General features: G+C 65.4%; 18 protein-coding genes. 6 read left to right on the top strand and 12 right to left on the bottom strand.

Going from position 1 to position 19,819, the window contains the following annotated elements; genetic code table 11:
- Positions 1-34: 34 nt before the first annotated feature.
- The gene (locus H7J93_RS15180; RefSeq protein WP_267307133.1) at positions 35-1,654 is read right to left on the bottom strand and encodes an AMP-binding protein; all 1,620 of its coding nucleotides are present in this window, start codon (positions 1,652-1,654) and stop codon (positions 35-37) included.
- A 101-nt stretch (positions 1,655-1,755) separates the two neighbouring features.
- Between H7J93_RS15180 and H7J93_RS15175 the strand changes: the two genes are divergently transcribed.
- Positions 1,756-2,859, top strand: a complete 1,104-nt coding sequence (locus tag H7J93_RS15175) for an epoxide hydrolase family protein (RefSeq protein ID WP_267307132.1) — start codon at positions 1,756-1,758, stop codon at positions 2,857-2,859.
- Positions 2,860-2,865: 6 nt separating this feature from the next.
- A complete protein-coding gene (locus tag H7J93_RS15170) occupies positions 2,866-4,242 on the top strand; it encodes an NAD(P)-binding protein (protein ID WP_267307131.1) in 1,377 nt (458 codons plus the stop codon).
- Positions 4,243-4,310: 68 nt separating this feature from the next.
- Here H7J93_RS15170 and H7J93_RS15165 read toward each other — a convergent pair whose 3' ends face one another.
- From H7J93_RS15165 to H7J93_RS15140, 6 genes are all read right to left on the bottom strand, one after another.
- A complete protein-coding gene (locus tag H7J93_RS15165) occupies positions 4,311-6,134 on the bottom strand; it encodes an ABC transporter ATP-binding protein (protein WP_267307130.1) in 1,824 nt (607 codons plus the stop codon).
- Entirely contained in the window at positions 6,131-8,059 is a 1,929-nt protein-coding gene (locus H7J93_RS15160; protein ID WP_267307129.1) for an ABC transporter ATP-binding protein, read from the bottom strand. Before H7J93_RS15160 ends, H7J93_RS15165 begins: the two co-directional genes overlap by 4 nt.
- A gap of 98 nt (positions 8,060-8,157) precedes the next feature.
- Positions 8,158-9,039: an ion transporter gene (locus tag H7J93_RS15155; RefSeq protein ID WP_267307128.1), complete on the bottom strand. Its 882-nt coding sequence runs from the start codon at positions 9,037-9,039 to the stop codon at positions 8,158-8,160.
- A gap of 61 nt (positions 9,040-9,100) precedes the next feature.
- Positions 9,101-9,646: a chromate transporter gene (locus H7J93_RS15150; RefSeq protein WP_267307127.1), complete on the bottom strand. Its 546-nt coding sequence runs from the start codon at positions 9,644-9,646 to the stop codon at positions 9,101-9,103.
- The gene (locus tag H7J93_RS15145) at positions 9,643-10,206 is read right to left on the bottom strand and encodes a chromate transporter (protein WP_267307126.1); all 564 of its coding nucleotides are present in this window, start codon (positions 10,204-10,206) and stop codon (positions 9,643-9,645) included. Before H7J93_RS15145 ends, H7J93_RS15150 begins: the two co-directional genes overlap by 4 nt.
- On the bottom strand, positions 10,199-11,188 hold the full coding sequence (locus H7J93_RS15140; RefSeq protein WP_267307125.1) for a phospholipase D-like domain-containing protein: 990 nt from the start codon (positions 11,186-11,188) through the stop codon (positions 10,199-10,201). The genes H7J93_RS15145 and H7J93_RS15140 overlap by 8 nt, the downstream gene beginning before the upstream one ends.
- 159 nt (positions 11,189-11,347) lie before the next feature.
- Here H7J93_RS15140 and prrA point away from each other — a divergent pair, with 159 nt between their 5' ends.
- Together prrA and H7J93_RS15130 are read left to right on the top strand one after the other, a co-directional pair.
- Entirely contained in the window at positions 11,348-12,049 is a 702-nt protein-coding gene (prrA, locus tag H7J93_RS15135; RefSeq protein WP_041301892.1) for a two-component system response regulator PrrA, read from the top strand.
- Positions 12,050-12,141: 92 nt separating this feature from the next.
- Positions 12,142-13,482, top strand: coding sequence for a HAMP domain-containing sensor histidine kinase (locus H7J93_RS15130; RefSeq protein WP_267307124.1), 1,341 nt, complete (start codon positions 12,142-12,144; stop codon positions 13,480-13,482).
- Between the two features lie 33 nt (positions 13,483-13,515).
- Here the strand turns inward: H7J93_RS15130 and H7J93_RS15125 are convergent, their stop codons facing one another.
- Positions 13,516-13,923 carry an FKBP-type peptidyl-prolyl cis-trans isomerase gene (locus H7J93_RS15125; RefSeq protein ID WP_267307123.1) on the bottom strand — a complete coding sequence of 136 codons (408 nt, stop codon included), beginning with the start codon at positions 13,921-13,923 and terminating at the stop codon, positions 13,516-13,518.
- On the opposite strand from H7J93_RS15125, the gene H7J93_RS15120 reads away from it, so the two are divergent.
- Together H7J93_RS15120 and H7J93_RS15115 are read left to right on the top strand one after the other, a co-directional pair.
- On the top strand, positions 13,922-14,170 hold the full coding sequence (locus H7J93_RS15120; RefSeq protein ID WP_267307122.1) for a DUF2630 family protein: 249 nt from the start codon (positions 13,922-13,924) through the stop codon (positions 14,168-14,170). The genes H7J93_RS15125 and H7J93_RS15120 overlap by 2 nt on opposite strands.
- Positions 14,167-15,714 (top strand): phytoene desaturase family protein, encoded by a 1,548-nt coding sequence (locus H7J93_RS15115; RefSeq protein ID WP_276022029.1) that lies wholly within the window; start codon positions 14,167-14,169, stop codon positions 15,712-15,714. Before H7J93_RS15120 ends, H7J93_RS15115 begins: the two co-directional genes overlap by 4 nt.
- 48 nt (positions 15,715-15,762) lie before the next feature.
- Here H7J93_RS15115 and H7J93_RS15110 read toward each other — a convergent pair whose 3' ends face one another.
- The 4 genes from H7J93_RS15110 to H7J93_RS15095 form a co-directional block, all read right to left on the bottom strand.
- Entirely contained in the window at positions 15,763-16,179 is a 417-nt protein-coding gene (locus H7J93_RS15110) for a MarR family winged helix-turn-helix transcriptional regulator (RefSeq protein ID WP_267307120.1), read from the bottom strand.
- A complete protein-coding gene (locus H7J93_RS15105) occupies positions 16,169-17,653 on the bottom strand; it encodes an MFS transporter (RefSeq protein ID WP_267307119.1) in 1,485 nt (494 codons plus the stop codon). The genes H7J93_RS15110 and H7J93_RS15105 overlap by 11 nt, the downstream gene beginning before the upstream one ends.
- A 73-nt stretch (positions 17,654-17,726) precedes the next feature.
- A complete protein-coding gene (locus tag H7J93_RS15100) occupies positions 17,727-19,022 on the bottom strand; it encodes a citrate synthase (protein ID WP_267307118.1) in 1,296 nt (431 codons plus the stop codon).
- A 93-nt stretch (positions 19,023-19,115) separates the two neighbouring features.
- On the bottom strand, positions 19,116-19,766 hold the full coding sequence (locus H7J93_RS15095) for a TetR family transcriptional regulator (protein WP_267307117.1): 651 nt from the start codon (positions 19,764-19,766) through the stop codon (positions 19,116-19,118).
- Positions 19,767-19,819 lie beyond the last annotated feature (53 nt).

The raw sequence follows: 19,819 nt of genomic DNA, 5'->3' as shown, positions 1-19,819 counted from the left end.
TAGGGACTCCGGCGGTCGCCAAAATTCATCCCTCTCAGGAGTCGAGGCCGAGAAGTTTCACCATTTCAGCACGCATCTCGACCTTGCGCACCTTGCCTGTGACGGTCATCGGAAACTCGTCGACCACGTGGACGTACCGCGGGATCTTGTAGTGGGCCAGCTTGCCGTTGGCGAAGTCACGCAACGCCTGTGCGTCCAGCGGACTCCTGCCCGGCTTCATCCGCACCCACGCGCAGACCTCCTCGCCGTACTTCGCGTCGGGCACGCCGATGACCTGCGCGTCGTCGACGTCGGGATGCGTGTACAGGAACTCCTCGATCTCGCGCGGGTAGATGTTCTCGCCGCCGCGGATCACCATGTCCTTGATGCGGCCGACGATGTTGCAGTAGCCGTCGTCGCGCATGACGGCGAGGTCGCCGGTGTGCATCCAACCCTCGGTGTCGATCGCCTCGTTCGTCTTGGCCTCGTCCTGCCAGTAGCCGAGCATCACCGAGTAACCGCGCGTGCAGAATTCGCCGGGCTTCCCGCGTTCGACGACCTCGCCGGTTTCGGGGTCGACGATCTTGATCTCAACGTGCGGATGGGCCCGGCCTATTGAACTGGTGCGGCGTTCGAGGTCGTCGTCGATGAGTGTCTGGCAGGACACCGGCGACGTCTCGGTCATCCCGTAGGCGATCGCGACCTCGGTCATGTTCATGTCGTTGACGCAGCGCTTCATGACCTCGATGGGGCAGACCGCTCCAGCCATGATGCCCGTTCTCAGCGACGACAGGTCACGCTGCGCCAGGTCGGGCTGACCGAGCATCGCGATGAACATCGTCGGTACCCCGTAAACAGCTGTGCACCTTTCGGATTCGATGGCATCCAGGGTGAGCCCCGGGTCGAATGCCGGCGCGGGAATGACCATGGTGGTCCCGTGGCTGGTACAGCCGAGATTGCCCATCACCATGCCGAAGCAGTGATAGAACGGCACCGGAATACACAGCCGGTCGTCCGGGCCAAAGTTGATCAGCTCGGTGGTGAAATATCCGTTGTTGAGGATGTTTCGGTGCGAGAGCGTCGCGCCCTTCGGGAAACCCGTTGTGCCCGAAGTGTATTGAATGTTGATCGGCTGGTTGTTGTCCAACGACTCCATGCACTTCCGCAGCCCGTCGACCGGTACTTCGTCGGCGCGCTGTTGGAGTTCGCGCCAGTCATCGGTGCCGAGGTACAGCACCTCGGCTAGGTCGGGAGTCTCGGCACGCACCTCGTCGACCATGCCCACGTAGTCCGACGTCTTGAACGACGTCGCGGAGATCAGCGTCCGGATGCCCGACTGCTTGAGCACGTAGGCGAGTTCGTGTGTGCGATAGGCCGGGTTGATGTTGACCAGGATCGCGCCGATCTTCGCGGTGGCGTACTGCACGATCGTCCACTCCGCACAGTTCGGCGACCAGATGCCAATCCGGTCCCCTACTTGGATACCGAGGGCCATGAGGCCGCGCGCGATGACGTCGATGTCCTCGTTGAGTTCGGCGTACGTCCACCGTCGGCCACTTGCCATGTCGACCAGCGCGTCCCCGTCGGGATGGGCGGCGACCGTGCGCTCGAAGTTCGCGCCGATCGTCTCCTCGAGGATGGCGGTATCGGTGGGCCCTGCGTCTTGGGACTTCATCGCCTCATCGTCGCGTCGAAACTGCGGACAGATCGCGAAATCGCCGCAGAAATATCCGCACTCCTAGCAGTCTCGGCGAGGGTCTTGGTAAGGATGAGGGCATGGCCACGATCAAGCCCTTCCGCATCGCGATCCCCGACGCCGACCTCGACGACCTGAAATCCCGACTCGCACGCACCCGCTGGCCGGACGCCGAATGCGTCGACGACTGGACCCAGGGCATCCCGTTGGCCTACACCCAGCGACTCGCCGACTACTGGGCCAACGAGTACGACTGGCGCGCACGGGAAGAAGCGCTGAACCGCTTCGATCACTACACCACCGAAATCGACGGCCTGGACATCCATTTCATCCACCAGCGCTCCGGGCGCGAGGACGCGTTCCCGTTGCTGATCACCCACGGCTGGCCCGGATCGATCGTCGAATTCCACAAGGTCATCGAGCCGCTCACCGAGCAGGGCTTCGACGTGGTGTGCCCGTCACTTCCGGGCTACGGCTTCTCCGGCAAGCCCACGACCGCCGGCTGGGGTATCGAGAAGATCGCGACGGCGTGGGACACCCTGATGGGTGAACTCGGCTACGAGCGCTTCGGCGCGCAGGGCGGCGACTGGGGCGCCGCCGTCACCACCCAGATCGGCCGCAACGGCGGACGCTGCGTGGCGATCCACCTGAACATGCCGCTCGGTTTTCCGCCCGGTGAACTGAAGAATCCCACCGACGACGAGAAGGCTGCGCTGGAGCGGGCGGAGTACTACCAGAAGTGGGATTCGGGCTACTCCAAACAGCAGTCCACGCGACCGCAGACCCTCGGCTACGGGTTGGTGGACTCCCCCGTCGGCCAGCTCGCGTGGATCGTCGAGAAGTTCTGGTCGTGGACGGACAGCGACGGCGACCCGGAGAACGTGTTGACCAAGGACGAGATGCTCGACAACGTCATGCTCTACTGGCTGACCGCGTCGGGCGCATCGTCGGCGCGGCTGTACTGGGAGAGTTTCAATTCATTCGGCGGCTTCGACCGCGTCGAGTTGCCCACCGGGGTCGCCGCGTTCCCCAGGGAGATCCTCAAGGCGCCGCGTAACTGGTGCGAGGCGGGGTACAACATCACGCACTGGACCGATATGCCGCGCGGTGGCCACTTCGCGGCGTTCGAACAGCCCGAACTCTTCGTCGACGACGTGGCCAAGTTCTTCGGCGGCGTACGTTAGGAGCCCATGGCAGCCATCGAGGCGGACTACCTCGTGGTGGGTGCGGGCGCGATGGGGCTCGCATTCATCGACACGCTGGTCGCAGAATCCGACGCCACGGTCGTGGTGGTCGATCGAAACGACCGGCCCGGAGGTCACTGGACCACCGCCTATTCATTTGTGCGGCTGCATCAGCCGTCGGCCTACTACGGCGTGAACTCTCGCCACCTCGGTAGCGACACCATCGATCAGACCGGTTTCAACGCCGGCTTCTACGAGTTGGCCAGCGGCGCCGAAGTGTGCGCGTACTTCGACAACGTGATGCGCCACCAGTTGCTGCCGACTGGCCGGGTGACGTACCTGCCGATGGCCGAGTATCTGGGCGACGGCCTGGTGCGCACGCTCGGCGGTGAGCACATCGAGGTGTCCGCGCGACGCCTGGTGACCACGCACGTCGAGATCATCGTGCCGTCCATGCGGGGGCCGTCCTACGCCGTCGCTCCCGGTGTCGAGTGCGTACCGCCCAACGAGCTACCGCGCATCCGCGAGGGCCGCGATCGCTACGTCATCGTGGGCGCGGGCAAGACGGGGATGGACACATGCGTGTGGCTGCTGCGGCACGGTGTCGCACCGCAACGACTGACGTGGATCAAGCCGCGCGACTCCTGGATTCTGGATCGCGCCACGGTTCAGCCGGGATCGCAGTTCGCCAAGCGCGTGCTGCGCGATTTCTCCAACCAGCTCAACGCCGTCATCGACGCGGAGTCGCTGCCCGACCTGTTCGACCGGCTGGAGGCCAAGGGCTGCCTGATGCGTATCGACCGGTCGATCGAGCCGACGATGTACCGCTGCGCGATCCTGTCCCAGGGTGAACTCGAGCAGTTGCGCCGCATCGATGATGTCGTGCGGATGGGCCATGTCGAGTCGATCGAACCGGGTCGGATCACGCTCGAGGGGGGAACGCGCGACATCGACGGCTCGGCGCTCTATATCGATTGCAGCGCAGATGGTTTCGCGCACATCGAGCCGGCGACGGTGTTCACCGACGAGCGGATCGCGCTGCAGGCGGTGCGCACGTGCCAGCCGGCGTTCAGCGCCGCTGTGATCGGCCACGTCGAAGCGACGTACCCCGACGACGAGACGCGAAATGCGTACTGCAATCCCGTGCCGTATCCGTCCGAGCCCGCCGACTGGCTGCGCATGATGTTGGCGTTCAACAAGAATCAGGTGCACTGGTTCTCCGACCCCGACATGATGGCGTGGGTCGACAGATCCCGGCTCAACGTGTTGCATCACGTGTCGGCGGGTGTCAGCGAGCGCGCGCGAGAGAAGATCATCTCGGTGCTGACGTCGCAGCTTCCCGCCGTCAACGAGAAGCTGGAAAAGCTGCTGGCGCAGGCCTAGAACTCGCCGAGACCGCTCACAGATCGCGAAATTACGTAAATTCACGATCTGCCAGCAGTTTCGGCGAATTAGGCGAGGGATTCCACCCATGCGCGGTGCAGCGCCGCGTACCGACCCGAACCGCTGGCGATCAGGTCGTCGGGCGCCCCGTCCTCGATGATGCGGCCCTGCTCGAGCACCAGCACGCGATCGGCGACCTGGACGGTGGACAGCCGGTGCGCGATCACGAGTGCGGTCCGGTCGGCCAGCACCGTCTCCAGCGCCCGCTGCACCATCCTCTCGCTGGGGATGTCCAGCGACGACGTCGCCTCGTCGAGGATCAGCACCGCAGGGTCCGCCAGGAACGCCCTGGCGAAGGCGACCAGCTGTCGCTGCCCCGCCGACAGCCGGCCACCGCGTTTGGCGACGTCGGTGTCGTAGCCGTCGGGAAGCGTGTCGATGAACCGGTCCGCGCCGACGGCCGCCGCTGCCGCGACGACCTCGGCATCGGTCGCGTCGGGTCGGCCGAACCGAATGTTATCGGCGACCGTGCCGTCGAACATGAAGTTCTCCTGGGTGACCATCACGACATGGCGCCGCAGTTCACTCTGCGTGAAGTCACGAAGGTCGACACCGTCCAGCGTCACCGAACCCGCGATCGGGTCATAGAAGCGGGCAATGAGTTTCGCGATCGTCGTCTTGCCGGCCCCGGTGGTGCCCACGAGGGCGACGGTCTGGCCCGCGGGTACCGCGAAGTCCAAGTCCGTCAACACCGGTCGCCCCTCCACGTATGAGAACTGCACGTCGTGGAAGGCGACCTCACCACGCACGGTGTCGAGGTGAACGGGCTGGCGCGGATCCTCGATGCCCGGTCGCTCGGCGAGCACGCCCGCCAGCTTCTCCAGCGCTGACGAGGCCGACTGGAACGTGTTGAAGAACTGCGAAATCTCCTGCATCGGTTCGAAGAACATCCGCAGATAGAGCAGGAACGCCGCCAGCGTGCCGATGGTCATCTCGCCGTGCAGCACGCGAAAGCCGCCGTAGAGCAGGACCACACCGGTGGTGATGTTGCCGACCAGTTTCACACCGGGCATGAAGATTGCGAGCAGCCGGAAGGTCTTCTCGTTGATCTCGCGGTAGCCGTCGGCGACGTCCTCGAAGATCTCCTGGTTGCGGGGTTCACGCCGGTACGCGTGCACCGCTTTGATACCGGTCATCGTCTCGACGAACTGGACGATCACCAGCGCGGCGCTCTCCCGCACCTTGCGGTAGACCCTGGTCGACTCGTTGCTGAACCACCACACCAGTGCCACCAGGATCGGGAATGCGCCAAGGCACATCAGCCCGAGCCGAACATCCAGCGTCACAAGCAGAATCGACGTGCCGACCAGAGTCAGCGCCGCCGTGATCAGGCTGTCGAAACCCGTCTCCAGCATGTCCTGGATGGCTTCGACGTCGTTGGTGGACCGGCTCACGACCCGGCCCGACGTGTAGCGATCGTGGAACCTGATATCGAGTCGCTGGAAGTGCCGGAACAGCCGACGCCGCAACTCCAGCAGGACCTTCTGTCCGACCCGGCCCGACCGTCGCAGGAAGAACATCCTGCTGAGGGCCTGCAGCAGCACCACCGCGCCCAGTATCGCCACGATCGTCATCAGTGTCCGCGCCGAACCGCCCTCGATGATCGGCGGAATGCCACGGTCGATGCCGCGCTGCACCAGGATCGGAACGGAAAGGCGCGCAGCGTTTTCCACGACAACGACCAACGCAAGCAACACGACCGTGGCGCTGTACGGTCGCAGCAGCGAGCCAAGCAGCGCACGGGCCTCGCGACCGCGCGGCACACTTTCGTCGATGGGCAGGTCGTCGGTCTGGTCCTCGTCGAACTTGCCGCGCCATTCGGTGGTCGTCATCGGCCTTCGGCCTCCGTCGTGACGAACCGCCGCGCCACGCGTTCGCGTTCCAGCGCTTCCTGTTCGTCGTAGGCCTGGTCGAGCCGCTGACGGTCCTCGTCCTCCTGCCAGTCGCACGCACGCTCACAGCCGTCGTCGAGTTCATCGTCGGCGGCCAGCAGGTAACGGTATTGCGGGACAGTGGCGAGCAACTCGGCGTGGGTGCCCACATGGGTGATGACGCCGTCGTCCAGCAATGCAACCTTGTCGGCGAGCAGCACCGTGGATGCCCGATGCGCGACGACGATGCCGGTCACCGAGTGCAGCACCCGGCGCAGCGCCTCCTCGACGATGGCCTCGGTGTGCACGTCCAGCGCGGACAGCGTGTCGTCGAGCACCAGGATTCGCGGCGAAGCCAGGATGGCACGTGCGAGCGAAAGCCGTTGCCGCTGACCACCGGACAGGCTCATACCCTGCTCGCCGATGCGGGTGTCCAGGCCCCACGGCAGGTCGTAGACGAATCCGGCGGCGGCGATCTCGATGGCTTGGGCCATCTCCTCGTTCGTCGCGTCGGGCCGTCCCAGCCGCAGATTCTCGGCGACGGACATGGAGAACAGCGTCGGATCCTCGAACGCGGTGGCCACCGTCTCGCGCAGCGCAGGCAGCGACAGATCCCGAATATCGGTGCCGTCGATGCGGATCGAGCCCTCGGTGACGTCGTAGAGCCGCGACAGCAGCGAGGCCAACACGGACTTGCCCGACCCGGTCGCGCCCACCAGCGCCAGCGTCTCCCCCGGTTCGACGGTCACGCTGACATGGCGTAGGGCCCAATCATCCGGCTTCGCGTCCGGGAACCGGAACCCGACATCGATCAGTTCCAGCCTGCCGCCCTTCGGCGCTTCGCTCTCGGGTCCGTCGACGATATCCACTGGTGCATCGAAGATTTCGGCGATGCGGTTGGCTGCGGTGAACGACTCCTGCGTCATCGACAACAGGAATCCCAGAGAGGCGATCGGCCAGACCAGCGACAGCATCATCGTGATGAAGGCGACCAGCGTCCCCATCGTCACGTGCCCCTCACCCGCGGCGTAGGCGCCGAAACCGAGCACCACCATCAGCGTCAGGTTGGGAATGACCTCCAGCAGCGTCCAGAACTTCGCCGACACCGACACCCTCTCGACCTGGGTGTCGTACAGGGCGGTGAGCTGTTCGTCGAACCGGTCGTAGACGTACTTCTCGCGGCCGAACGACTTCACCACCCGAAGACCCAACGCGGATTCCTCGACGTGGGTGGCCACGTGACCCGCCTGGTCCTGCGCCAGCCGCGACAGCCGCACGTACTCCCGCTGGAAGTGCAGCACGGTCGCGGCGATCGGCACGATCGACAGCAGCACCACCACACCGAGCGGCCAGTACATCACGAGCAGGATTCCGGTCACCACGGTGATCTGGATCGTGTTGAGCAGCAGGAAGATCAGGCCGAAGGACATGAACCGGCGAATCGTGCCGAGGTCGTTCATGATTCGCGACAGCAGTTGGCCCGATGGCCATCGGTCGTGGAACGACATCGGCAGGATCTGCAGCTGGGCGTAGAGGTCCTTGCGGATGTCGGCTTCCACACCCATGGTGGCCCGCGACACCAGCCACCGCCGGATGAACCAGAGCACGGCCTCGGAGATGCCGACGCCCATCGCGGCGGCGCCGAGCAGCCACAGCCCTTGCTGATCCTGATTACGCACCGGGCCGTCGATCACGGCCTTGGTCATCAACGGGATCGCCACGGTGGCAACGAGGCTCAACAGGGCGATCACGATCATCGCGATCCAGCGCACGCGGTAGGGCATGAGGTAGGGCAGCATGCGCCACAGATCCGAGCTCGGCCTGACGCGCTTGGGTGGCGGCGCAATCGCAGGCGCCGCGCGGAGCGCGTTCAGCGAGTCGGTCATTTAGAACATCTTCCCATTGCGTGCAAGTGGTTAACCTGCTGCAGGCACCGTAAAACCTCAACAATTCTTGAGGTCAATTGCTTCCGCGCGGCCCAGGACTACCGATCGTCGCGATGACTCTTCTGCAGTTCCTCTTCGGCCTGCTCCAGCGCTTCCCGCGCGGCCCGTAGCCGAGACAGCAGGTCGTCGGTCTCGTGCTCCTTGCGGTCGGACTCCCTGGCCTGCTCCATGGCGTTGAGCACGATGCCGATGAAGAGGTTGAAGATCAGGAAGCTGGCCAGCAGCACGTAGCTGATGAAGTACAGGATCGTCCACTGCGAAATCTGTTGGCCCATCGCGACGTTGTCCGGGAAGTTCTCCAGGGTCAGCATGACGAACATCGTCAGCATCGCCTGTCCCACGTTGCCGTACGACGCCGGATCGTGAGCGGAGAACAGCACCCAGCCGCCCATCCCGTAGATGAAGATGAGCACGAAAGTGGCGCCCGCCAGCGACGCGATCCCCGGCACGCTCTTGCCGGCCGCCATGACGAGCAGGCGCAGGTCGGGCAGGAAGCGGACAAGACGCACAATGCGCAGCAACCGCACCAGTCGCAACAACATCGCATTCGCCCGCAGCATGGGTACGAACGATGCGACGACGACGATGAAGTCGAAGATGTTCCAACCGTCTTTGACGAACTCGCGGGGGTTCCACCGGTAGGCCGTCAACCGGATCAGCAATTCGACGACATAGATGCCGAGGATGACGTTGTAGATGGTGTTGAACAGGGATTCGTACCGACTCGCGATGTCGGCGTAGGTTCCCATGCCCAGCACGATCGCGTTGACGACGATCACCGCGACGATGGTGAGCTCGAACTTGCGATCCGAGATCAGCGAGCGACAGACGTCCGGGATCGAATGCGAGTTAGAGGCCGGTTCTGGTGCCCGTTCCGGCGGCGGGGCCCCGACGGAATCGGGCGATTTGACCGTCACCATATGTAGATAGCAGGCAGATCGCGTATCTGCGCGGTTACCGCAGTCTTTTTTTGCGGCTGCGTCAAACAATTCCGAAGTAGCCGATGACACCGGCCGCCAACACCACGAGCAGCGGGTTGGTCTTGGTGAAGACGAAGATCGCGGTGCAGATCGCCGTGAGCAGATAGGCCCGCCAGTCGTGGTCCGCCGTCCGGCTCATCACCAGCGAGGTGGCCATGATCAGACCGACGGTCAACGGTGCGAAGCCCTTCTCGACGGCGATCCGCCATTTCGACTTCTGCGCCTTCTGCCAGAACAGCGTCACCGTGTACATCAGTGAGGCTGCCGGAACGATCATCGCGACCGTCGCGATGAGTCCGCCGAGGATCGCGCCGGGGACTCCGCCGACCGTCAACCCGGCGCCGTACCCGACGAGCGTCACGATCAGGATGCTCGGCCCCGGCGCGGTCTGGGAGATGGAGAAGACATCGGCGAATTGGGCGTTGGTCAGCCAGTGATGACCGGCGACCGCCTGCCGATGCATGTCGGGCAGTACCGCGTTGCCGCCGCCGATCGAGAGCAGCGACAACGCCGCGAACATTCCGGCAATCTGGAGATATGTGCTCATTCTGCCTGTGCCGCACGGTTTCTCGGCCAGGCCCACAACAGAGACAGCGGGGCCACGATCAGCAGCGTCAGAGGCAGCGGCAACCGCATGAGCCCGTTCAACACGAACGCCGCCAGAAACAGCGCGACGGGCACAACCCCCGTCAGACACTTCCTGCCGGTCTGGATCACCATCGCCAGGGTCAGTGCGACGGCCGCGGCCGATGCGCCGTGCAGCACACCTTTGACGGCGGCCTGCTCCTTGAACCGGAAGTACAGGAACGCCATCACGAGGACGATGACGACGGGCACAAAGCACAGACCGAACAGCGCAGCGAGCACGCCGGGCAGACCGCGCATCTTGCTGCCCGCGAACACGGCCATGTTCACCTGATTGGCGCCGGGCAGGATGCGGCACATCGTCATGGCCGAGAGGAACTCCTCCTCGCCGAGCCACTGCTTCTCGACGACGAGCACCTCGCGCGACCAGGCCGACAGACCGCCCCCGAACGAGGCCAGCGCGATGTGGTTGAACGTCCACGCCAGTTCGACCAGCGAGACCTTCTCGCGCGCCTCACTCATGCATGAGTTCGTGGTCGTGCGGAAAGTCGTCCTCGTGGTGGTGCGCCGGCTGCAGCGGGTCCGGCGGGTCGTAGTGGTGCGAAAGCTCCCAGTCGGCGGCGAACACTTGCCTCAGGCGTGCCACCGTCGGCGCGTCCGATATCTGTATTCCCAGCTCACGGCGTAGGTCGAAGGCGCTGCGGTCGATGTTCATCGAGCCGACCAGCGCACGCTCGTCGTCGACCAGCAACAGCTTGGCGTGCACCCGCAGGTTCTTCTGCTTGTGCACCTTCACACCGAACCGCCGCAGGGTGCGCAGCGAGGCGAACGTGTCGAGGATGTCCCATTCGCTGATTCCGTGCCTGCCCCCACAGAGGACATGCACCTTCACGCCGCGATCGGCCGCGGCCGCGATGCGCTCGAGAATGACGGCGTCGACGTACTTGGGGTGCTGAATATCGAGCCGGAACTTGGCGGTGTCGATGAACTGCGCCATGTGGTAGCGGGAATTGGAATTGCTCCAGAGCAGACCTTCGTACGCCGAGCACGTCCAGTCCAGTTCCTGCCAGTCGGCGTCGAACACTTCGACGATCTGCGCGACGTGCAGGGGGTCGTGGGTGATCACACCGTAGTCACGGGTCAGCGTGAAGTACTTCGTGCACAGGTTGAAGGTGGCGACCAGCGCGGCCTGGTTGTCCACCACGATCGACTTCTCGTGCGTCACATAGAACTTCGGGTTCGACCACTTCACCGCGATGCCGGCGTCGGCGAACTTCTGGAAGGTCTCGTCGTTGGCCCGGTCACCGCCCGAGCGCGCGGGGTTGAGCATGACCCGCACATCGACACCGGCGTCGCGGCGTTCGATGACCGCGTCGATCAGGCTCTCTTCGGTGAAGGTGAACTGCTTGATGAGGAGTGAACTCTGTGCCGAGGCGATCAGTTCGCGCACCGGTTCCACACCGTCGTCGGGCTCGACGATCAACCGGGGAGGTGGCACTGGCACAAGTGTCGGATGCTAGCAGCGGACGAATTTGCTCGCTTTGCTATCACGCGATCGTTTCAGCGGGCGTGACCCAGCGGTGACAAGACCGCCGCAACGGCGAGACCACGTCACTTACGCGCCTGACACATGTGGGCGGCGCCATCAGGCAAGATTGTGCTCATGGACAGTGGAGCAGCCTCACCCCGGGTGCTCGTGGTCGACGACGACCCCGACGTGCTCGCCTCTCTCGAGCGTGGACTACGGCTGTCCGGCTTTGACGTGTCCACCGCGATCGACGGCGCGGAGGCGCTGCGCAGCGCCACGGAGACCCGGCCCGACGCCATCGTGCTCGATATCAACATGCCGGTCCTCGACGGCGTCAGCGTGGTCACCGCGCTGCGGGCCATGGACAACGATGTGCCCGTCTGCGTGCTGTCCGCGCGCAGTTCGGTCGACGACCGGGTAGCGGGCCTGGAAGCCGGGGCAGACGATTACCTGGTCAAACCGTTCGTCCTGCAGGAACTCGTCGCGCGCGTGAAGGCGCTGCTGCGTCGGCGCGGGTCCACGGCCACGTTCTCGTCGGAGACCATCCAAGTCGGACCGTTGGAGGTCGACATCCCCGGCCGCCGCGCCAGGGTCAACGGCGTCGACGTCGACCTCACCAAGCGCGAGTTCGATTTGCTCGCGGTGCTGGCCGAGCACAAGACCGCGGTGCTGTCGCGGGCCCAGCTGCTCGAGCTGGTGTGGGGTTACGACTTCGCCGCCGACACCAACGTCGTCGACGTGTTCATCGGGTACCTGCGCCGCAAGCTCGAGGCCGGCGGCGCCCCCCGACTTCTGCACACGGTGCGGGGAGTGGGATTCGTCCTGAGGACGCAGTGATGTGGGGGCACCGCCCACTTGCGGGGGACGCTTGCGCGAGGACCAGACGGCAGTGATGAGCGCTTGCGCGAAGAACAGACAGCAGTGACTCGATGAGCCTGCTGACCCGGATCTTCCGCAGGACTCCGTCACTTCGACAGCGAGTGGCGTTCACCAGCGCGATCGCCGGGGCGATCGTCGTGGTCATCGCGGGGACCGTGGTCTGGTTCGGCATCACCGACGCCTGGAACGAGCGCCTCGACCGCAGGCTCGACGAGGCGGCGGGGTTCGCGGTTCCGTTCCTGCCGCGCGGCCTCGACGAGATCCCGAAGTCGCCAAACGACCAGGATGCCGTCATCACGGTCCGCAAAGACGGTCAGGTGACGTCGAACTCCAACGTCGTCCTGCCACAGCTGGAGCCGGGCTACGCCGACACCTATATCGACGGCGTGCGCTATCGGGTGCGCACGGTCGACATCCGGTATCCCGAGCCGATGTCGGTGGCCGTCGGGGCGACGTACGACGCGACCATCGCGGACATCAACAACCTGCATCGCCGGGTGATCATCATCTGCACGCTGGCGATCGGTGCGGCGACGGTCGGCGGCTGGGTGCTGGCGGCGTTCGCCGTGCGTCCCTTCAAACGGCTCGCTCAGCAGACCCGCCAGATCGAGGCGGGCGACGAGGATCCCGACATCGACGTGCGCGGCGCCACCGAAGCCGTCGAGATCGCCGAGGCGGTGCAGGGGCTGGTCGAGCGGGTGTGGAACGAGCAGGAAAAGACCAAGGCCGCGCTGACATCGGCCCGCGACTTCGCCTCGGTATCGGCGCACGAACTGCGGACTCCGCTGACCGCGATGCGAACCAACCTCGAGGTGCTGTCGACGCTGGATCTGCCCGAGGACCAGCGCAAGGGGGTCGTCAACGACGTCATCCGCACGCAGTCGCGCATCGAGGCGACGCTTTCGGCGCTCGAGCGGCTGGCCCAGGGCGAGCTGACGACGGCGGACGACCACGTGCCGGTCGACATCACCGAACTGCTGGATCGCGCGGCACACGATGCGATGCGGGTGTACCCGGACCTTGATGTCTCGTTGGTGCCCGCACCGACGGTGATCATCGTCGGGCTGCCCGCAGGCCTGCGGTTGGCGGTGGACAACGCGATCGCCAACGCCGTCAAGCATGGTGGCGCGAAGCGGGTGCAGCTGTCGGCGGTCAGTTCGCGCGAGGGTGTGGAGATCGCGATCGACGACGACGGAGTCGGCGTTCCCGAAGACGAGCGTCGGGTTGTGTTCGACCGGTTCTCCCGCGGCTCGACCGCGTCGCACTCCGGCTCGGGATTGGGCCTCGCGCTGGTCGCCCAGCAGGCCGAATTGCACGGCGGCACAGCGTCTCTGGAGCAGAGCCCACTCGGCGGCGCGCGCCTGTTGCTGAAGCTGCCCGGCCCGAGCTAGCGCCGGCACGCGTCACCCTTACCCGCGGGGGAACTAGCGCGTGCCGAGCAGGTCGATCACGAAGATCAGCGTCTTACCGGACAACCGGTGCCCACCGCCCGCCGGCCCGTAGGCCTGCTCCGGCGGGATGACGAGCTGGCGCCGGCCGCCGACCTTCATGCCGGGGATGCCGTCCTGCCAGCCCTGGATCAGACCGCGCAGCGGGAACTCGATCGACTCGTTGCGGGCCCACGAGCTGTCGAACTCCTCGCCGGTGTCGTACTCGACCCCGACGTAGTGCACCTCGACGGTGCCACCCGGCACCGCCTCAGCGCCGTCGCCGACGACCAGGTCCTTGATGACCAGTTCGGCCGGAGCGGGTCCGTCGGGAAACTCGATCTCGGGCTTCTGCCCTGAAGTGGAAGTCACCGTACTCACCGTAGTCGGGCAGACTGAACCCATGGCGAAGGACCAAGACATTCTCGATCAGGTCAACGAGCTGGTCGCAGAGGAGCAGCGGCTGCGGGAGCAGCTGCAGAACCGCGACATCGATGAGTCCGAGGAACACAAACGTCTGCGCGCACTCGAGGTCCAGCTGGACCAGTGCTGGGACCTGCTGCGCCAGCGCCGGGCGCTGCGTGAGACCGGCGGCGATCCGGGATCGGCCAGCGTGCGTCCGCCCGACGAGGTCGAGGGCTACCTCAACTGAGCTCGTCAGCGACATATGACGTCGTCGTGGTCGGCGGCGGGCACAACGGGCTGGTGGCCGCGGCGTACCTGGCCCGCGCGGGACGACGGGTGCAGGTGCTCGAGCGGCTCGACCATGTCGGCGGTGCGGCCGTGTCGGCACACGCCTTCGACGGCGTCGACGCGCGGTTGTCCCGCTACTCGTATCTGGTGAGCCTGCTGCCCCGGCGCATCGTCGAGGACCTCGGCGCCCGGGTGCGGCTGTTGCGGCGGCGCTACTCGTCCTACACCCCAGACCCCGCGACCGCCGGACGGACCGGGCTGCTGATCGGGCCGTCGTCGACGTTCGGCGCGGTGGGCGCGGACGGTGACCAGGCAGGCTTCGAGGAGTTCTACCAACGCGCGCGGGGGCTCACGTCGCGGCTATGGCCGACCTTGCTGCAGCCGCTGTGCACCCGTGAGGAGGCACGTAAACAGGTGGGCGACGACGCCGCGTGGCGCTCGGTGATCGACGAGCCGATCGGCCATGCCATCACCTCGGCGGTGTCCAACGACCTCGTGCGCGGTGTGATGGCGACCGACGCGTTGATCGGAACGTTCGCCCGCCTCGACGACCCGTCGCTGATGCAGAACATCTGCTTCCTGTACCACCTGCTCGGCGGCGGCACCGGCGACTGGGACGTTCCGATCGGCGGCATGGGCGCGGTCAGCGGTGCGCTGGCCGCCGCCGCTACCGGATACGGCGCCGAAATCGTTTGCGCTGCAGAGGTTTACCGTCTCGATCCAGACGGGCAGGTGTACTACCGAAGCGACGGCAACGACCAGCGAGTCAACGCCACGCACGTGCTGGCGAACGTGACTCCGACGGTGCTGGCCACCCTGCTCGGCGAACCCGCCCCCACCCAGGCGCCAGGTGCGCAGGTGAAGGTCAATCTGATGCTGCGCCGGCTCCCCCGATTGCGCGACGACACCGTGACGCCCGAGCAGGCGTTCGGCGGGACATTCCACATCAACGAGACCTACCGCCAACTCGATACGGCCTACACCCGCGCCGACCACGGGGTGGTGCCCGATCCGCTGCCGTGCGAGATCTACTGCCACTCGCTGACCGATCCCACCATCCTGTCCGATGAACTGCGCGCATCCGGCGCGCAGACGCTGACGGTGTTCGGCCTGCACACACCGCACTCGCTGATCGCGACGGGCGATCCGGGCCGGATGCGGGACACGTTGACCTCGGCGGCGCTCAATTCGCTGAACTCTGTACTGGCCGAACCCATTCAGGATGTGCTGATGCAGGACGCGGCGGGCCGGCTGTGCATCGAGACGAAGACGACGGTCGATCTCGAACACACGCTGGGTATGACGGCGGGCAACATCTTCCATGGCGCGCTGTCGTGGCCGTTCGCCGAGGACGACGAGTCACTCGACACTCCCGCGCGACGGTGGGGCGTCGCCACCGACCATGATCGAATCCTGCTGTGCGGCTCGAGTTCGCGTCGCGGCGGGGCCGTGTCGGGGATCGGCGGGCACAACGCCGCGATGGCGGTGCTGGAGAGCCCGTGAGCGCGCTAATCGGTTGATTCCACGCACCAGGTGCAGGCGATTAACCCGTTAAGCGCGTAGCTTTCGCAGAATCTCTTGCAGTTGCTTGAGTTCCGCATCGCCCAACGCAGCGAACACGTCCGGCGCCGGGTCGTCGATCGCGTCGATCTTGCGAACGACCGCGTAGCCCTGCTCGGTGAGCGACACGATCTTGCACCGCCGGTTCGCCGGATCGATCTCGCGCACCACCAGTCCGCGGTCCTCCAGATCGTTGACCGCGACCGTGGCCGCGGGCGCATCGATGGTCGCCGCGTGCGCCAGCTCCTTCACCGACATCGGGCGCCGGCTCAACCGCTTGAGGATGCGAATCCTGCTGAACGGCAAGCCCGATTGCTCCACCACCGCCCGCTTCCAGCTGTCGCGGTTGTCCATCACCAGCGCGGCCATGGCGCCCCAGACCTCGTCGGTCAGCGGGTCAGGCGACATCAGCGACCTCCCGTCGCGCATCGGTTCCTGCAATCAGCGGTGCGAGACGATCGGCCGAACGCAGTGCGCGCGCCGACGTCGAGTAGATACCGAGCGCGGTGATCGTCAGCCCCAGCACCGCGCAGATCAACCACAGCGGTCGCGCGGCCGCGGCGAAGTCCGCCCCCATCGTCCCCAGCGCCGTCCCAGCGAGCGAACCACACAGCGCCACACCGAGACTCACGCCGACCTGTCGACTGGTGGAGGCGATCGCCGACGCGGCCCCGGCCCGGTCGGTCGGCATGCCGCTGACGGCCGCGGTGGTGATCGGCGCGTTGACAATCGAGAACCCGATGCCGAACACCGCGAAGATCACGAGCAGCTGCCAGACCGGCGTCGTCGCGGTCAGCGCCGCGAGCGCCCCTGTCGACGCGGTGATCAACACACCCGAGATGACGATCGACGGCCGGCCGCCGTACCGGCCGACCATCCGGCCCGACAGCGGCGAGAAGACAAGCGCGCCAATGGCTACCGGCAGATAGATCAGCCCGGTCTTCATGGCCGAGAAACCGCGTTCCTCCTGCAGATACAGCGACATCATGAACAGGAACGCGCCCCACGCGGCGAACGCACAGACCGCGATCATGGTCGCGGATGCGAACGGGACGCTGCGGAAGAACCGGAGATCGATGAACGGGTCGTGGCGACGTGACTCGTAGACCAGGAAGGCCACCAACGCGAGGACCGCGACGACCGCCACCCCGATCGTGCGCGCATCGCCCCACCCGAAGTTCGGCCCTTCGATCAGGACGTAGACGATGCCGAACAGGAAGGCCATGCCCAGACCCTGGCCGACCGGGTCGACGTCGCGCATCGTGACCGACTTGGACTCGGGGACGAAGATCGCGGTCAGCAGGATCGCGATCGCACAGATCGGCAGGTTGATCCAGAACACCGCGCGCCAGCTGGCGTACTCGATGAGCGTGCCGCCGACGATCGGACCGAGTGCCATCGAGATGCCGACGACACCACCCCAGATGCCGATCGCGCGGGCCCGCTCGACCCGTCCGGTGAAGACCTGGGTGATGATCGACATCGCGACCGGGTTCATCATCGACCCGCCGACCGCCTGCAGGAACCGCGCAGCGATCAAGGTCTCGATGTTCGGCGCGAGGCTGCACATCAGGGAGCCGACCGCGAAGACCGTGAGACCCAGCTGGAACGTGCGCCGACGACCGAACCTGTCCGCGGCCGCACCCGCCAACAGCAACAGAGACGCCAGCACCAGCGTGTAGATGTCGATGACCCACTGCAACTGCGACGGCGACGCACCGAGATCCGCGCGGATGTTCGGAATGGCGACGTTGACGATCGTCGCGTCCATCGACACGATCAGCAGGCTCAGGCAGCAGGACACCAAGATGATGGCCTTGCGCCGCGTAGCTGCTCTGGGCCCACGCGAAGCCGGGGACGACCGGACGACGGTTTCATTCACACAACTATTGTGAAACTACAACTATCCGGAGGGCAAGGCCGATTGCGAGTGAAATACCTCGCAGTAAATGCGCCTAGCGCGAGCCCTGGTCGACGTAGTCGCGTTCGGTGTACCCGGTGTAGATCTGGCGCGGACGGCCGATCTTGCCGCTGCCCTCGTCGTGCATCTCACGCCAGTGGGCGATCCATCCGGGCAGCCGGCCCAGCGCGAACAGCACGGTGAACATGCGCGTCGGGAAGCCCATGGCCCGGTAGATCACGCCGGTGTAGAAGTCGACGTTCGGGTAGAGCTTGCGCTCGATGAAGAAGTCATCGGTGAGAGCGACCTCTTCAAGTGACTTCGCGATGTCCAGCAGTTCGTCGTCGCCGCCGAGCTTGCCCAGGATCTTATCGGCCTGCTCCTTGACGATGCGCGCCCGCGGGTCGTAGTTCTTGTAGACCCGGTGGCCGAAGCCCATCAGCTTGACGTTGTCTTCCTTGTTCTTGACCTTCTTGACGAAGTCGTGAACATCGCCGTCGGCCTGGCGGATCTTCTCCAGCATCTCGAGCACCGCCTGGTTGGCGCCGCCGTGCAGCGGGCCCCACAGCGCGTTGATGCCGCCGGAGATCGACGTGAACAGGTTGGCCTGCGAGGACCCGACCAGCCGCACCGTCGACGTCGAGCAGTTCTGCTCATGGTCGGCGTGCAGGATGAACAGCATGTCCAGCGCGCGGACGAGCTCGGGGTCGACCTCGTACGGTTCGGCGGGCAGACCGAACGTCATCCGCAGGAAGTTCTCGACGAGGCTCATCGAGTTGTCCGGGTACAGGAACGGCTGACCGACCGACTTCTTGTACGCGTACGCCGCGATGGTCGGCATCTTGGCCAGCAGACGGATGGTGGACAGCTCGACCTGCTCGTCGTCGAACGGGTCCAGCGAGTCCTGGTAGTAGGCGCTCAGCGCATTGGCCGCACTCGACAGCACCGGCATCGGGTGCGCATTGCGCGGGAAGCCGTCGAAGAACCGCTTGAGGTCTTCGTGCAGCAGGGTGTGCCGCTGGATCTGGGTGGTGAACGCCTCGAGCTGATCGGCCGTCGGCAGCTCGCCGTAGATCAGCAGGTAGCTGACCTCGATGAAGTTCGACTTCTCCGCCAACTGCTCGATCGGATAGCCCCGGTAACGCAGGATCCCGGCGTCACCGTCGATGTAAGTGATGGCGCTCTTGGTCGAGGCGGTGTTGACGAAGCCCTCGTCATACGTGGTGTAGCCGGACTTGGCCAAGAGCGAACCCAGCGCGACGCCGTCGGCACCTTCGGTCGCGTGGACGACGTCCAATTCAAGCTCGCCACCGGGGTAGCTGAGGGTGGCGTGCTCGTCTTTTTCGGCCACTGGGATCCCTTCTACGTTGCAAGGAATGCGGGGTTGCCCTTCAAAAGGTAGTCCCATTCCAGCACTCCCGCCCGCGGGGGGGTTGCCAGATGGTCACACTGTCTGTCGATTGCCTGCCGTGAGGCCGATGAACTCGACGAATGTCTCGCCCAGACGCTCGATGACGTCGTCGATGGTCAGCTGCGATAAATCGCGGTCATCGGAAGCCAGATCAGTCAGCGCCGTCATGAGCAGCGAACCCCAGATGGCCGACACCAATCTGGGGCGACGATCGCCGACACCCGCCCCCATTCGCCTGGCCAGCTCGACCTCGACGGAGTTGGCGCGATACTCCAACACCGCCTGACGCAAGGTCGGCGACGACAGGATGATCCGAACGATGCACATCACCCGGTCCGCCGTCAGCTCCCCGGCCGGGGCGGTCTTGGCCGAATCTGCCATCGCGAGATGGGCTCTCAGCAATGCCTCGAATTCGTTGAGGTCGTCCGGTTGACGGGTCAGCTCGACGGCAGTCCTGTCGAGCACCTCGTCGATCAGGGCCAGTGCGATGGCGTCTTTGGTGGCGAAGTACCGGCTGAACGTGCGCGGCGACACGTCGGCGATCGCGGCGATCTGGTCGACGGTGGTGCGGTCGAACCCCTGCCGCTCGCACAGTTCGACGGCGGCATCGATGAGGGTTGCTCGTGTCCGCTGCTTCTTGCGTTCTCGCAGGCCGAGGGAGGCCTCCCCCCTGATTTCAGGCACGAGTCGGATGCTAGCCAGCCAAGCTAAGAGCCCACTGAGAATGTGGCACCCTC

The organism is Mycobacterium barrassiae (genome assembly GCF_025822765.1).
Classification (GTDB): Bacteria; Actinomycetota; Actinomycetes; order Mycobacteriales; family Mycobacteriaceae; genus Mycobacterium; species Mycobacterium barrassiae.
This window is presented reverse-complemented; position numbering and strand designations above follow the sequence as displayed.